The sequence below is a fragment of the Arthrobacter sp. D2-10 genome (assembly GCF_054161285.1).
The window spans coordinates 3,105,127-3,119,424 of the sequence record NZ_CP096431.1; the positions used below are offsets into that span (position 1 = coordinate 3,105,127).

Annotated in this window: 10 protein-coding genes; 7 read left to right on the plus strand and 3 right to left on the minus strand. The window is 64.5% G+C overall.

Going from position 1 to position 14,298, the window contains the following annotated elements; all coding sequences use genetic code 11:
- Nucleotides 1–7: 7 nt before the first annotated feature.
- Together M1D74_RS14535 and M1D74_RS14540 are read left to right on the plus strand one after the other, a co-directional pair.
- Nucleotides 8–436 carry a VOC family protein gene (locus M1D74_RS14535; RefSeq protein WP_458115752.1) on the plus strand — a complete coding sequence of 143 codons (429 nt, stop codon included), beginning with the start codon at nucleotides 8–10 and terminating at the stop codon, nucleotides 434–436.
- Nucleotides 437–457: 21 nt separating this feature from the next.
- Entirely contained in the window at nucleotides 458–1,204 is a 747-nt protein-coding gene (locus M1D74_RS14540) for a mycothiol-dependent nitroreductase Rv2466c family protein (protein WP_458115753.1), read from the plus strand.
- Nucleotides 1,205–1,355: 151 nt separating this feature from the next.
- On the opposite strand, the gene M1D74_RS14545 is transcribed toward M1D74_RS14540, so the two are convergent.
- A complete protein-coding gene (locus tag M1D74_RS14545; protein WP_458115754.1) occupies nucleotides 1,356–2,597 on the minus strand; it encodes a cation:proton antiporter in 1,242 nt (413 codons plus the stop codon).
- Between the two features lie 65 nt (nucleotides 2,598–2,662).
- Entirely contained in the window at nucleotides 2,663–5,530 is a 2,868-nt protein-coding gene (locus M1D74_RS14550) for an FAD-binding and (Fe-S)-binding domain-containing protein (protein WP_458115755.1), read from the minus strand.
- 62 nt (nucleotides 5,531–5,592) lie between these two features.
- On the opposite strand from M1D74_RS14550, the gene M1D74_RS14555 reads away from it, so the two are divergent.
- On the plus strand, nucleotides 5,593–6,294 hold the full coding sequence (locus M1D74_RS14555) for a GntR family transcriptional regulator (protein WP_309072656.1): 702 nt from the start codon (nucleotides 5,593–5,595) through the stop codon (nucleotides 6,292–6,294).
- A gap of 49 nt (nucleotides 6,295–6,343) precedes the next feature.
- Entirely contained in the window at nucleotides 6,344–8,008 is a 1,665-nt protein-coding gene (locus M1D74_RS14560) for an alkaline phosphatase D family protein (RefSeq protein ID WP_458115756.1), read from the plus strand.
- A gap of 6 nt (nucleotides 8,009–8,014) precedes the next feature.
- Here the strand turns inward: M1D74_RS14560 and M1D74_RS14565 are convergent, their stop codons facing one another.
- A complete protein-coding gene (locus M1D74_RS14565; protein ID WP_458115757.1) occupies nucleotides 8,015–8,833 on the minus strand; it encodes a hypothetical protein in 819 nt (272 codons plus the stop codon).
- A gap of 102 nt (nucleotides 8,834–8,935) precedes the next feature.
- On the opposite strand from M1D74_RS14565, the gene M1D74_RS14570 reads away from it, so the two are divergent.
- From M1D74_RS14570 to M1D74_RS14580, 3 genes are all read left to right on the plus strand, one after another.
- Nucleotides 8,936–10,375 carry a lipase maturation factor family protein gene (locus M1D74_RS14570; protein ID WP_458115758.1) on the plus strand — a complete coding sequence of 480 codons (1,440 nt, stop codon included), beginning with the start codon at nucleotides 8,936–8,938 and terminating at the stop codon, nucleotides 10,373–10,375.
- 154 nt (nucleotides 10,376–10,529) lie between these two features.
- Nucleotides 10,530–12,263, plus strand: coding sequence for an ABC transporter ATP-binding protein (locus M1D74_RS14575; RefSeq protein WP_458115759.1), 1,734 nt, complete (start codon nucleotides 10,530–10,532; stop codon nucleotides 12,261–12,263).
- Between the two features lie 134 nt (nucleotides 12,264–12,397).
- Nucleotides 12,398–14,296, plus strand: a complete 1,899-nt coding sequence (locus M1D74_RS14580; protein WP_458117192.1) for an ABC transporter ATP-binding protein — start codon at nucleotides 12,398–12,400, stop codon at nucleotides 14,294–14,296.
- The last annotated feature ends 2 nt before the right edge of the window (nucleotides 14,297–14,298 follow it).

Genomic DNA, 14,298 nt, shown 5'->3' on the forward strand with positions numbered 1-14,298 from the left:
CTGCCACATGGACCAACGGCTGCATTTCATCACGCTTGCCACCCGGAACCTCGACGCCGCCCGCGCCTTCTACCAGGACGGGCTCGGGTGGGAAGCAAAGCTCGACGTTCCGGGCGAGATACTCTTCTACCAGGTGGCGCCCGGACTTTTACTGGGCCTGTTCGATGCCGACAAGTTCGCTGAGGACCTCGGCCGATCTGCTGCGCCGGACGTATCCGGTGTGACTCTCGCCCACAATGTCGGCAGTCCCGAAGCCGTTCGGCGAACCGTCGAGTCCATGGCCTCTGCTGGCGGCACCGTGCTCAAAGAACCGGCGCAGGGCAAGTTCGGCGGTATCTTCCACGCGCATGTGGAGGACCCGAATGGTGTCGTTTGGGAGATAGCACACAATCCGGGTTGGCGCATCAACGACGACGGCGGCGTGGAACTGAGTTAGTCGGGACCCTATAGTGGCCGAATGAACGCTGACCAGGTCAAGAACGCCGACGTCCATTTCTACTTCGACCCAGTCTGCCCCTTCGCGTGGATGACCAGTAAATGGGTTCGGTTGGTCATGGCAGAACGAGACTACTCCGTCGAGTGGCGCTTCATCTCGCTGCGCCTTCTCAATGCCGCTGTCGACTACGACTCGCACTTCCCTGAAGGCTACGAAGCCGGGCACACTGCCGGATTGCGCCTGCTTCGCGTCGCTGCCCAGACACGGAAGGAGCACGGGGCCGACGCCGTTGCAACCCTGTACTCCCGACTCGGTGCCCATATCTTCGACACGGAACGTGACGACCCGTCCCAATCCGGAGCCACCGAGCACCACGGGACCCGGGCTTTCCTGGAGCCGATCCTGGCGGAAGCCAACCTCCCGTCGACGTTGGCGAACGCCCTCGATGACGACTCACTCGACCAGATCATCCAGGCCGAAACCGACGAAGCGCTTGCCCATACCGGAAAGGACGTCGGCACACCGATCATCCATTTCGAGCCGCCTCAGGGCGTAGCCTTCTTCGGACCGGTGATCAGCAGACTACCGTCACGGGGTGAGGCCGCTGAGCTTTGGGACCATGTGGTGGCACTGGCCCGCTTTCCCGGGTTCGCCGAGTTGAAGCGGAGCTTGCGCGAACGTCCACAGCTGGCCAGTTTCGGCGTAACGGATACGGAGGCCGGCATCGAGGAGGACTGGCACGGCGGCAGCAGGCGGCAGAAGAAGTAGCAGCACGCTCGAGAGTGCCAACTGGAATACTCCAGGGGATGCTCCTCTTCCCGTGGGGGACAGCATACGTGGCATCCCTCTCAGCAGTGGCTGGTGGCTCATCTCGAGGGGCTCGTTCAGCATGAGCGACTCTTCCGCCCATAGAAATTCCTCATGCCTCGTGACGTTCCTTCCGCGCCGGTTCCTTCCGCTTTAGCCACGCGCTGAGCGGTGCTGTTGTGAGCCCGTGAATGAGCACGGACAGCGTGATGGCGAGGGTGGTGTAGACAAAGACCTCATGGTTGCCGGTATGCCGTTCGGCGAGGGTTGCGTAGAAGAGGGCCGAGACACCAATCGGACCAAACCAGCTCAAGAACGCGGTCTCCGGCACGTCGTGCAGGGACTTGAATAACGGGCGCAGCGCCCACAGCGTGACAATTCGCCGTAGCAGCACCGCGCCGGCGAGCGCCAGGGGAGCAATCCACCCTAGCGCCGCCCATTCAGCGATGGGCAGAGCAAGGCCAAGCAGGATGAAGATCGGTAGAAGGAAGAACCTGGCTACGGCATCGTCAATCTTGTCTTCCTGCTCCTCGTCACGCTCCGGGATGACCTGCCCGAAGACGGCGGCCGCGACGAAGACGGCGAGAATAGCGTCGGTACCCAGGAGCTTGCCGGCGCCCAGAATGAGGAGTCCGAAAGGAACCAGGAAACCGAGGTAGGAGCTTTCCTCCATCAGCCCGGCATTTTTGGTCCACATGAACAACTTCGCCAAGAGGAAACCGGCTACGGCGCCGAATAGCGTCGCGCCGACCACCTCCCACAGAAGGACCTTCGTGAGCAGTTCTTGCCAGGCCACGCCGGGCTTGGTCAACAGCAGCACAGGAAGCATGACGAACAGGTACCCGAGTCCATCGTTGATCCCGCTTTCTGCGGATAGGTTGTGGCGCACACGTTCGGGTACACGGTCTTCGGCGAGCGACCCTGTCACAATCGGCGTGGTGACTACCGGATCTGTCGGAGTGATGATCGCGCCCAGCAGGAGTGCCAGCACAAATGGGACTCCCAGTAGCGCCCACAGCACACCGGTCGCCACGATCAACATCCCGATCATTCCCAGCAGGATGATGACAACGATCCAGCGCAGGTTCTTCCGCCAGTATCCGTGCGGCAGACGAAGGGCGACCCCGGTCAATCCGACCGCTAGGGTGATCCGGGCTGCTTCTTCGAGCAGCGTCCCTGTGGGAACATCGAAATCCTCGATTGTCATGACACCGAGACAATAGGGGCCGATCAGCGCCCCGAACAACAGGGCAAGCACTGGCCCCGGCAAGCTCACCCGTTGCATCAGCGTGGAGAAAGCAGAAAGCACGAGTACCGCACCGGCAAACAGCGTCAGCACGAGATTGATCGTCATGGATATCTCGTACCCCCTTTTCCCGGCACTAAACCAGTTGTGATGCTATGGCGCTGGCATATCGGTCACATCGTCGTATCCAGGCGCTCTGCCAGCAGTTGCGCCAGATGAATTCCCTTCCGCTCGCTGAGGTCCTCCAGTTGAGTACGGCAGGAGTAGCCGTCGGCGAGCACGACGGCGTCATCAGCCGCCGCACGAACCGCCGGCAACAGTTGCTGCTCGGCCACCGCAACGGACACCTCGTAGTGGCCGCGTTCCACCCCGAAGTTGCCCGCGAGCCCACAACAGCCTCCAAGCTTCTGAAGCTCGGCACCCGCTCCTTCGAGCAGCGCGGCATCGGGACTCCACCCCATGACGGCGTGATGGTGGCAGTGCGGCTGGGCCACGATGGTGGTTCCCTCCAGCGACGGCGGCTTGTAGCCCGGCGTTTTGGCGAGCAGCTCGGCGAGGGTGTGGGTCGCTCCGGCAACCCGGCCCGCCTCTGCACGGCCCAACAGCTCCATCGAGTCTGATCGCAGCACCCCCGTGCAGGACGGCTCGAGGCCCACGATGGGGATCCCCTGCTCGGCGTACTCGGTCAGGGCCCCTACTGAGGACCGCAGGATCTTGCGCGCGCTGTCCAGTTGCCCGGTCGAGATCCAGGTGAGGCCGCAGCACACCGGTTTCTCCGGAATCCGGACCTCATACCCCGCATCCTCGAGGACCCTCACTGCGGCCTTGCCGACGTCGGGTGAGAAGTTGTTGGTGAAGGAGTCTGCCCAGAGCAGGACCTGTGGCCGCCCATCGGACGCGGGTGCGGACCGCGACTGGAACCACTTGTGAAAGGTCTGCGGGGCAAACGCGGGGATTTTGCGACGCTGGTCAACGCCGGCCAGCCGCAGCCCGAGCTTCCCGAGGCCCGGCAGACCGGTCAGCGCGTTGACCAGCCGCGGAGCCACGGCAGCGAAGGAAGCCCAGCGCGGCAACCAGCCCAGTGAATAATGGGACGCCGGCCGGATGCGCCCCTTGTAGCTCTGGTGCAGCACCTCGGCCTTGTAGGACGCCATGTCGATCCCCGTGGGGCAATCGGACGCACACCCCTTGCAGGACAGGCAGAGGTCCAGTGCATCATGGACCTCCGGTGCACGCCAGTTGGGCTTCCCATGCTTATGACCGGCGGCGGTTCCGCCCGTGACGCTTCCGTTGATCATCTCCTGCAGCGCACGGGCACGGCCGCGGGTGGAGTCCTTCTCCTCAAGGGTCGCCACGTAGGACGGGCACATCACCGTCTGGTTGTCCCGGTGCGCCGCGCGGCACTGTCCTACGCCGGTACAGCGGTGAACTGCCTGGCTGAAGTCGCCGTCGTCGTGCTCGTAGCCGAAAGCCAGTCCCGTACGCAGGGGGCCGGCTTCCGCGACCCGGAGGTTGGCGTCCAGCGGCTCGGGATCAATCAGGACCCCCGGGTTGAGGATGTTGTCCGGGTCGAAGATGCCTTTCACCTTGCCGAACAGCGACAACGCGTCCGGCGTATACATGTACCGCAGGAGTTCGCTGCGCGCCCGTCCGTCGCCGTGTTCGCCCGAGAGGGACCCACCATAGGATGCGACCAGCCGGGCCGCATCGGTGAGGAACGCGCGGAAGGCGGCGGCGCCGTCGTCGCGCTGGAAGGGGAAGTCCAGGCGCACGTGCACGCAGCCGTCGCCGAAGTGACCGAAGGGGAAGCCTGTGAGGTTATGCGTGAGCAGGAGTTCGTCGAATTCACGGAGGTAGTCGCCTAACCGTTCCGGCGGGACAGCCGCGTCCTCCCACCCGGCGTGCGCAGGTGCTCCGGCAGGTGACCGGCCCGCAAGTCCTCCGCCGTCCTCGCGGATGCGCCACAACGCCGCGGCCTGAAGCGGGTCGGTGATGATGCGGGCGTGTCGGGCTGCTTCGATGCGGCTGACCGCAGCCGCCCTGTCCGCCACCTCCAGGGCATCGTCACCCGAGATCTCGACGAACAGCCAGGCCGCCCCACCGGGCAGTTCAGGCACCGCCCGCGGACCCTTGCGTGTGCGCACCACCTCGACGATGCGCGAATCGAGCCCCTCACACGCCGTGGGTTTGAACGGAAGGACCGCAGTCACGGCGTCACCGGCGTCCCCGATGTTCCGGAATCCCAGCACCACCATGGTTTTATGGGGCGCGTCCTTCACCAGCCGCACGCCGGCTTCGAGCACGACGGCGAGGGTCCCCTCGCTGCCCACGAGCATCCTCCGCAGGTCAAACCCCCGCTCCGGCAGGAGGTGCTCGAGCGAATACCCGGACACCTGCCGCCCGAACCGCCCCAGTTCGGTGCGGATGGTCCCCAGGTTCGCGCTCACCAGTGAGCGGAGGGCATCGGTCTCCGACGACGACGGCGTCTCCCCTGCTCCCAGCTTCAGCCGCGTTCCGGAACCCGTCAGCACGTCGAGGTGGGTCACGTTGTCGGCCGTCCGGCCGTAAGCGAGGGCGCGTGATCCGCACGCGTTGTTACCGATCATCCCGCCTACGGTGCAGCGCGTGTGCGTCGACGGGTCAGGTCCGAAGCGCAGCCCGTTGGCGAGCGCGACTTTCTGCAGCGTGGCGTGAATGGCACCCGGTTCCACGACCGCGGTACCGCTCTCGGCGTCGAACTTCAGGACCCGATTGAGGTGACGGCTGAAGTCGATGACCACGCCACGGCCGATCGCGTTTCCCGCGAGAGATGTCCCGGCTCCACGTGAGGTAAACGGGATCCCCCGCTCGCGGCACACCTCGAGTGTGGCGAACACTTCGTCGAGATGGCGCGGAAAAACGACTGCGGCCGGCTGGATCCGGTACAACGAAGCATCGCTGGAGTAGACCGCGCGCGACGTCGCGTCCGCCCGGGCATCGCCCACTCCACGCGATTGGAGTTCCGAAACCAGGGACCGGGGAGCTGAGAGCGTCGTCGCCATGGGTAACATGTTACTACGCCGTGCTGCTCTGGGTACTTTTCTCACGCGACTACTCTGGACGCATGCCATCTGTTCAGACGCCGAGACCGCCGTCGCTCACCGAGCGCACCATTGAAGCGGTCCGGGACGGCATCCGGAATGGTTCATTCGTGCCCGGTGAGCTGTACTCGGTGTACCAGTTGGCGGACCGGCTTGGGGTCTCCCGCAGCCCGGTGCGCGAGGCATTGCTACGCCTCGCCGAGACCGGAATGGTGAGCATCGAGAAGAACCGCGGCTTCCGGGTGGTGCTGCCCGGCGCACGTGAGCTCGCCGAGATCATGGCCGTGCGGCTCGCACTCGAAGTACCGGCCGCTGCGCGGGCCGCCCGGCGTGCCGGCCCTGCCGACCGCGCAGCCCTCGAAGCGGAACGCGAGTCCATGCAGCAGGCTGTACGTACCGGCAACGAAGGCGACTTCCTCCTCCACGACCAACGGCTCCACTCCGTCCTGCTCAATCTCGCCGGCAACACCCACGCCATCCGCATCATCGACAACCTGCGTGACGCTACCCGCCTGGTGGGCATGTCCACCATCCGCACAGCGCGCTCCCTCGATGATGTCTACGCTGAGCACCTGCCGATTCTCACCGCCGTCGAGCATGGCGACCCCGCCGCCGCGGCCGACGCCATGCGCCATCACCTGGAATCGACGGGAAGACTCCTGCTGCGCGGAGCGGCAACCGAGCACGACGACGTCGACCGCCTGTGGGAGGACTACGTCGGCTGAGCCGACGGTGCCGATAGCGGAGGCGCGTGCACACGGGTACAAAGGAGGAATGGACTCTCCGTTGATACTCGGCCCGATGCTCCGTTACGTCGACGAAACAACCGCGAGCGTATGGGTCGAAACACGCTCTACTGCGCGCGTACGGGTCTACGCTGCCGGGAACTCGTGGGAGGCGGGAACCTTCGCCGTGAACGGGCACCATTACGCCCTGGTCGAAGTTGACCAGCTGGACCCGGGATCGAGCTCACCCTATACGGTGGAGATCGACGGGCATCGAGTCTGGCCTGAGGAGGGATCGCCCTTTCCGCCGCCGACGATCCGCACCCTGGACCCGGAGCGTCCGTTCCGCCTGTCGTATGGCTCCTGCCGGACAAGCGAAGCGAACGACCTCGCTGCCCACAAGACCCACGGGGTGGACTCCCTGCTCGCCTTCGCCCTGGACCTTGCTGTGCGGGAAGAAGAAGTGCGGCCTGATCTCATCGCGTTCCTGGGCGACCAGGTGTATGCGGACATCCCGAGCTATGAAATGCGCGAACTCATCCGTGAGGACCGCGGCATCAACACCAAGCTCGACGCCGAGCTTCGCAACTATGAGGAGTACACCCAGATCTACCGGCTCGCCTGGTCGAACCCGGCGATTCGGTGGCTGCTTTCAACTCTTCCGAGCGCCATGATCTTCGATGACCATGACATCCGCGACGACTGGAACTCGTCGCTGCTTTGGAAGAAGAAGGTCGCAACCCTCCCGTGGTGGCGCGACCGGATCGTCTCCGGGCTGGCGTCCTACTGGGTCTACCAGCACCTGGGCAACCTCTCGCCGGATGAACGTGCTGCCGACGAGGTATGGCAAACCATCCAGCAGCATCAGGGTCCGGGCGAACTTGAGCTGGGGCCGATGGTCGAGGCCGTCGTGGAGGAAGCGGATCGGGATCCGGAACGCTATCGCTGGAGTTTCTGCCGCGACTTCGGTGATACGCGGCTGATCGTCCTCGACTCGCGCGCGGCACGCGTCCTTGAACCGGGCAAACGGTCCATGCTCGACCCCAAGGAATTGCAGTGGCTTGATGAGCGGATGCAGGGCGACCGGCGGCACCTGCTCGTGGCCACCTCGCTGCCGTTCTTGCTTCCGCGGGGTCTTCACCACATCGAGGACTGGAACGCTGTGCTGGCCGACGGACGGTGGGGCGAACGTCTCGCCACCCTCGGCGAATGGATCCGGCAATCAATCGACCTTGAGCACTGGGCGGCATTCCCCGAGAGTTTCCGGGCTGTCGCGGAGATGACAACGGAGGTCGCCGAAGGCAGACGTGGCGCGGCCCCCGAGACGGTGACATTCCTGTCCGGTGACGTTCACTTCTCCTACATCGAGGAAGTGGACCACCCGATGCAGTCGCGGGTGCTGCAGGCGGTCTGCTCTCCGATCCGCAACCCATTGCGGCCCGCATTGCGCTGGGTGGCGGCACTGCTGTCGACCCGGGTGGCCGGCCCGCTCGGAGGTGTACTGGCTCGCTTCGTGCCGCGCCCTCCGTTTCACTGGTCCACCCTGAAGAGCCCGTGGTTCGACAACAACCTCGCAAGCCTGGAGGTAGCCGAGGAGGGGCTGAAGCTGCGGTGGGACACCGGCGTCGTCAGCGAAGGAAACCACGGTGCTCCGACGCTGAGGGAGGTCACCTCGATCACCATTGCACCGCATTCGGCGAGGGCGCCGCGCTAGGGACGCCTAGAGGACGGCCGGCTCGAGCAGCTGCGCCGCGAGGTCAGCCAACTTATCCTGTGCGGCGGCATCCAGCTCGCTGGGGCTCATCGCCTGCACGTTCGCCACTACTCCATTGCCGCGGGCGGTGACTGATAGGGTGTGGAAGACCTGCTCCGACCCGACCTCTTGCGTCATCCGGACCGCAAAAGACTCCTCGCCGATGGGATCCAGTGGGAGCTCCTCTGTGGTCGACGTGATGGTGTTGCCCTGAATGGTCGCAGTCACCACGGCACAATCCTGCAGCGCTTCGCGGCTGACCTCGAACGCGTCCTGGACAGCTTGTTCCGTCGACCCGTCGAAGAGTACGACAGCCAGATAGCCACCCGACTCATCGGCCGCGCCCACCCCGCTCACGGCTTCCGCTGCAAGATCCCCCGCTCCGGCCATGTTTCCGGTGGCGTGGGCCTTGCATTCCGCAGGCTGCACGTCTGCGCCTTCCATCGCTGACTGCACGATCTCAAGTCCGGCAGCTGCCTCTTCCGCTGACACAAGCTGCAGCGGATTACCGAGTGAATCGGTCAGGGCCGTTATGCGTGCCTCAAGTTCCGCTTTACTGACCTGCGCCACTGCTGGAGCAGAAGCCGGAGCGGAAGAAGCCGGAGCGGAAGTTGCCGGCGCAGTGGCCGAGGCGGTGCTTCCCGCCGACGGCTCGGCGCTCACGCTTGCATCCGCCGGGGCGGTGGCGCTGGCCGGCCCCACCTCGGGTTCTTCGCCACCACCGCTGCAGCCGGTAAGGAGCAACGCTGCTCCGAGCACGCAGGATGAAACAAGAGTTGATCGCATGATGTGGGCCCCCAGGTTGGCAGCGGCTTTCCGCTTGAGTACCGAAATAGTAGCCGCCGGTGCCCCTTGACGCCCCCTCCTGTACGGGAGTTTCGTTGGAGCATGGAGTGGTTGAGCGGCGTGCTCGACGCCGAAGGATACGAAGTGGGGCGGCAGATACTTCAGCGCGGGGTCGCCGCCATCTACCTCATCGCCTTCATCTCGGCCATCAACCAGTTCCCGGCGCTGCTCGGCGAGAACGGGCTGCTGCCCGCGCCACGGTTCATCGAGCGGGCAGGGAAGCGTGCCGGGCCCACGCTCTTCCGCTGGCGTTACTCCGACCGGCTCCTGTTGACGGTGTGCTGGGTCGGCGTCGCGATCGCAGCTTTGCTTGTGCTCGGAATCCCGCAGGCCGGACCCCCATGGCTGCCGATGCTCGCGTTCCTCATCCTGTGGGGGCTCTACCTTTCGGTCGTCAACATCGGCCAGGTCTTCTACGGGTTCGGTTGGGAGAGCCTGTTGCTCGAGGCCGGGTTCCTCGTGGCGTTCCTCGGATCCAACGAGGTGGCCCCGCCGTTCCTGGTGCTGCTGGTCATCCGGTGGCTGGTGTTCCGGCTGGAGTTCGGCGCCGGCATGATCAAGATACGCGGCGACCGATCCTGGCGTGATCTCACCGCCCTCTACTACCACCATGAAACCCAGCCCATGCCCAACGCCGCCAGCCGCTTCTTCCACCTCCTGCCGAAGCCGCTGCACCGCATGGAGGTCGCCGGTAACCACTTCACCCAGCTGGTGGTGCCGTTCTTCCTCTTCGCGCCGCAGCCGGTCGCCGGGTGGGCGGCCGTGATCATCATCGTGACCCAGGCGTGGCTCGTGGTCTCGGGGAACTTCGCGTGGCTCAACTGGATCACGATCGTCCTCGCCTTCGGCGCGGTGCCGGATTCGTTCTACGAAGCCTTCGGCCTCGCTATCGCGCCCGCATACAGCACGACGCCGGTCTGGTTTGCAGCCGTCGTCGTGCTGATGACCGTTTTCATCGCCTGGCTGAGCTGGCCGCCGCTGCGCAACCTGTTCGCCAAGCGGCAGCTGATGAACGCCAGCTTCAACCGCTTCCATCTGGTGAACGCCTACGGAGCCTTTGGCAGCGTCACGAAGGTCCGGAACGAGGTGATCATTGAAGGAACGCGCGACGACGGCGCACCCGGCTCCCGCTGGGAAGAGTACGAGTTCAAGGGCAAGCCCGGTGACCCTGGCCGGATGCCCCGCCAGTATGCCCCGTACCACCTCCGTCTGGACTGGCTCATGTGGTTCCTGGCCTTGGGGTCCGACGGTGGTTGGTTCACTCCGCTGCTCGTGAAGCTCCTCGAAGCGGACCCGAGGATCCTGAAGCTTCTCCGCCACGACCCGTTCAACGGCGAGCGCCCCCGCTATATCCGGGCTCGCATGTTCCGGTACCGCTTCTCCACGCGCGAGGAAAAAAGGGCGACCGGTCTCTGGTGGATGCGGGAGGAAGTCGGTGTGCTCGTGAACCCTGTCTCCCTCGGAGCCAACCAGCGACGCTGAGCGCGCAGATCCTCCTTTCGGGTGATGTCCCGACGGGGGCGCAGGACTAACCTGAAGTGCGGTTCTTGTGGTTTAGCGCCTTTAGCATGGCTGCCACCCCCCTCAGCACAAGAGGCCGTCCGCCAGTCAGCCCACTATTCGAGGAACCGGCTCCATGCTGATCAAATTGGTCCGCCATTACCTGCGGCCCTATGCGCCACTAGTCCTGGCAGTGGTTGCACTGCAACTGGTGTCGACCATCGCTGCCCTCTACCTGCCCAGCCTGAACGCGCAGATCATCGACGAGGGCGTGGCCCGCGGCGACACCGGATACATCTGGGACACGGGCATGGTGATGCTCGGGGTGAGCCTCATTCAGGTTGCTGCTGCCATTGCCGCCGTCTACTTTGGGTCGAAGGCCGCTATGGCGTTGGGCCGGGACGTGCGCAAGAGCGTCTTCCACCGGGTGTCCGGTTTCTCTGCCCAGGAAGTCAGTTCCTTCGGCGCCCCGAGCCTGATTACCCGCGGTACCAATGATGTCCAACAGGTGCAGATGCTCGTGCTGATGGGTCTGAACTTCATGGTCGCTGCCCCCATCATGTGCATCGGCGGCATCTTCATGGCCCTGCGTGAGGACCTCGAGCTGTCCTGGCTGGTGTGGGTGTCAGTGCCGGCGTTGTTCGTCGTCGTCGGGTTCCTAGTCTGGCGGCTTATGCCGCTGTTCCGAACCATGCAGGTCAAGATCGACAACATCAACGGGGTGCTGCGTGAGCAAATCACCGGCATCCGCGTGGTCCGCGCCTTCGTGCGCGAGCCCTACGAAGCCAAGCGCTTCGGCAAGGCCAACCGGGAACTCACGGATGTTTCGCTCGCGGTGGGGTCACTGTTCGTCCTCATGTTCCCGGCCATCGGCATGATCCTGCACCTCGCCACAGCGGCCGTGCTGTGGTTCGGCGGCCTGCGGGTAGACGCAGGTGAAATGGAGGTAGGCGCCCTGACCGCCTTCCTGCAGTACCTCCTGCAGATCCTGGTGGCAGTCATGATGGGGACGTTCATGGCGATGATGATCCCCCGCGCATCCGTTTGTGCCGAGCGCATCGGCGAGGTGCTGGACACCAAACCGGCGATTCACGAGTCGGACCAGCCGCTGCAGCCGGCCAGCAAGGCCGGCGTGGTCGAGTTCCGTAACGTCACCTTCGCCTACCCGGGGGCCGAGGCGCCCGTCCTGAACAACATCAGCTTCACGGCCCGCCCTGGCCAGACCACGGCAATCGTCGGGAGCACCGGCGCAGGAAAGAGCACGCTGATCAGTATGCTGCCGAGGCTCTTTGACGTCGGCGGCGGCCAGGTCCTGCTGGACGGAATCCCCGTCACCGATATGGCCCGCAGGGACATTACCGAGCGCGTGGCGCTGGTACCCCAGCGCCCCTACCTGTTCTCGGGCACCATCGCGCACAACCTGCGGTTCGGCAACCCGAACGCGCACGACGACGACCTCTGGGACGCCCTTACGGTCGCCCAGGCGGCAGATTTCGTACAGGCAAAAGAACACGGGCTCGAGGCGCGGGTGTCACAGGGAGGAACGAACGTGTCCGGCGGTCAACGCCAACGGCTCTGCATCGCGAGGGCCCTCGTGGCAAAGCCCAAGGTGTACCTCTTCGATGACTCGTTCTCGGCACTCGACGTCACCACTGATTCGCGGCTGCGTGCGGCGTTGAAGCCGAAAACCAACGACGCCACAGTCATCATCGTTGCCCAGCGCGTCACCACCATCACCGAGGCCGACCAGATCCTGGTCATGGAACACGGTGAAATCGTCGCCCGCGGTACGCACGAGGAGTTGCTCGAGACTTCTCCGACCTATCAGGAGATCGTGGAATCGCAGACTACCGCGGAGGAGGTGGCATGAGCACCGACAAAGACCTCCGTTCCGACGCAGACCGGACCATCGACCCGGTGGTCGCCCCTACTCCGGGTGCGGCGGCGGATGCTGAATCGCAGGTGCTCGACGAGGAATTCCGTCCCTCTGAAGCTGACGGCGACATGTTCGGCGGCGTCCCGGCCAAGAAGGCCAAGTACTTCTGGCCCTCCGCCAAGCGACTCTTTGGCCTGCTGGCCCCGGAGAAGGCAGCCATCGTGGTGGTACTCGCGATGGTGGTCATCGCCGTCGTACTCAATGTCATTGCGCCTCGGGTGCTGGGAAGCGCCATGGATGTCATCTTCAGCGGTGTCATCAGCAGCAACCTGCCCAGCGGCGTGAGCCAGGAGCAGGTCATCGAGGGGCTGCGTGCTGAGGGGCAGGACCAGTTCGCGGACATGCTGACCGGCATGGAAGTGACCCCGGGTGTGGGTATCGACTTCGGCTTGCTGGGGCGCCTGATCTACATCGTGCTCGGCATGTACCTTGTCGCCTCCCTGTTCATGTGGCTCCAGGGCTACCTGCTGAACAAAGTGGTCATGCGGGTGGTCTACAACCTCCGCCGCGACGTGGAGGCGAAGCTGAACCGCCTCCCCCTGAACTACTTCGACACCCGGCAGCGAGGCGACCTGCTCTCCCGAGTGACCAACGACGTCGACAACGTCCAGCAGGCCCTGCAGCAGGCGTTCGCGCAGCTCATCATGTCGGCGCTGAGCCTGATCGGCATCACGGTCATGATGTTCGTGGTCTCCTGGCAGCTTGCGCTCATCGCCCTGGTTGCGCTGCCCCTGTCGGCCCTCGGCGCCGGGATGATCGGTGTGCGCAGCCAGAAGCTTTTCGCGGAACAGTGGAAGCACACCGGGCAGCTCAACGGGCATATCGAAGAGTCCTTCAGCGGCCACGACCTGGTGCGGGTGTTCGGCCGGGAGAAGGAATCGCTGGAGATCTTCGACCAGAAGAACGACGACCTCTACAAGGCGTCCTTCGGCGCACAGTTTGTCTCCGGCATGATCATGCCGGTCATGCAGTTCATCTCCTACCTGTCCTACGTCGGCATCGCGGTGGTGGGCGGGTTGCGCGTGGCGTCCGGTTCAATGACCCTCGGCGAGGCCACCGCCTTCATCCAGTATTCCCGTGAGTTCAATCAACCGCTGAGCCAGATGGCGGGCATGGCCAACATGCTGCAGTCCGGCGTGGCGTCCGCGGAACGCGTCTTCGAACTGCTCGACGCCGATGAACAGGATCCGGACACGGCGACCGAATCCCTGCCCGAGCGGACCACAGGCCATGTCGAGTTCGAGCGGGTCAGCTTCAGCTACTCCCCCGACAAGCCGCTCATCGAGGACCTGTCCTTCGAGGCAAGTCCGGGTGAGACGGTGGCGATCGTAGGCCCGACCGGTGCGGGCAAGACAACGCTGGTTAACCTCGTCATGCGCTTCTACGAGCTTAATTCAGGGCGCATCACCGTGGACGGCGTGGACATCACGCACATCAGCCGCGCCGAGCTGCGCTCCAAGGTCGGCATGGTGCTGCAGGACGCCTGGCTGTTCGGGGGCTCGATCTACGAGAACATCCGCTACGGCAACCTGGACGCCACCAAGGAACAGGTGATGGAAGCGGCGAAGGCAACTTACGTGGACCGGTTCGTGCGCGCGCTGCCTGACGGCTATGAAACCGTCATCGATGAAGAAGGGAACAACGTCAGTGCAGGCGAGAAGCAGCTGATCACGATCGCCCGTGCCTTCCTCGCCAACCCGTCACTGCTGATCCTGGATGAGGCCACCAGCTCGGTCGACACCCGGACGGAGTTGCTGGTGCAGCATGCCATGGCGGCGCTGCGGACCGACCGGACCAGCTTCGTCATTGCCCACCGCCTGTCCACCATCCGTGATGCGGACATCATCCTGGTGATGGAGGAGGGCCGGATCGTAGAGCAGGGCAACCACGCGCAGCTCCTGGAAGCGCAGGGTGCGTATTACCGCTTGTACATGAGCCAGTTCGCGGCCGCTGCGGACCCGGTCTAGGT

Coding starts and splice junctions, on each gene's coding strand:
- M1D74_RS14535 (WP_458115752.1), top strand. CDS start 8: ATGGACCAACGGCTGCATTTCATCACGCTTGCCACCCGGAACCTCGAC.
- M1D74_RS14540 (WP_458115753.1), top strand. CDS start 458: ATGAACGCTGACCAGGTCAAGAACGCCGACGTCCATTTCTACTTCGAC.
- M1D74_RS14545 (WP_458115754.1), bottom strand. CDS start 2,597: ATGACGATCAATCTCGTGCTGACGCTGTTTGCCGGTGCGGTACTCGTG.
- M1D74_RS14550 (WP_458115755.1), bottom strand. CDS start 5,530: ATGGCGACGACGCTCTCAGCTCCCCGGTCCCTGGTTTCGGAACTCCAA.
- M1D74_RS14555 (WP_309072656.1), top strand. CDS start 5,593: ATGCCATCTGTTCAGACGCCGAGACCGCCGTCGCTCACCGAGCGCACC.
- M1D74_RS14560 (WP_458115756.1), top strand. CDS start 6,344: ATGGACTCTCCGTTGATACTCGGCCCGATGCTCCGTTACGTCGACGAA.
- M1D74_RS14565 (WP_458115757.1), bottom strand. CDS start 8,833: ATGCGATCAACTCTTGTTTCATCCTGCGTGCTCGGAGCAGCGTTGCTC.
- M1D74_RS14570 (WP_458115758.1), top strand. CDS start 8,936: ATGGAGTGGTTGAGCGGCGTGCTCGACGCCGAAGGATACGAAGTGGGG.
- M1D74_RS14575 (WP_458115759.1), top strand. CDS start 10,530: ATGCTGATCAAATTGGTCCGCCATTACCTGCGGCCCTATGCGCCACTA.
- M1D74_RS14580 (WP_458117192.1), top strand. CDS start 12,398: ATGTTCGGCGGCGTCCCGGCCAAGAAGGCCAAGTACTTCTGGCCCTCC.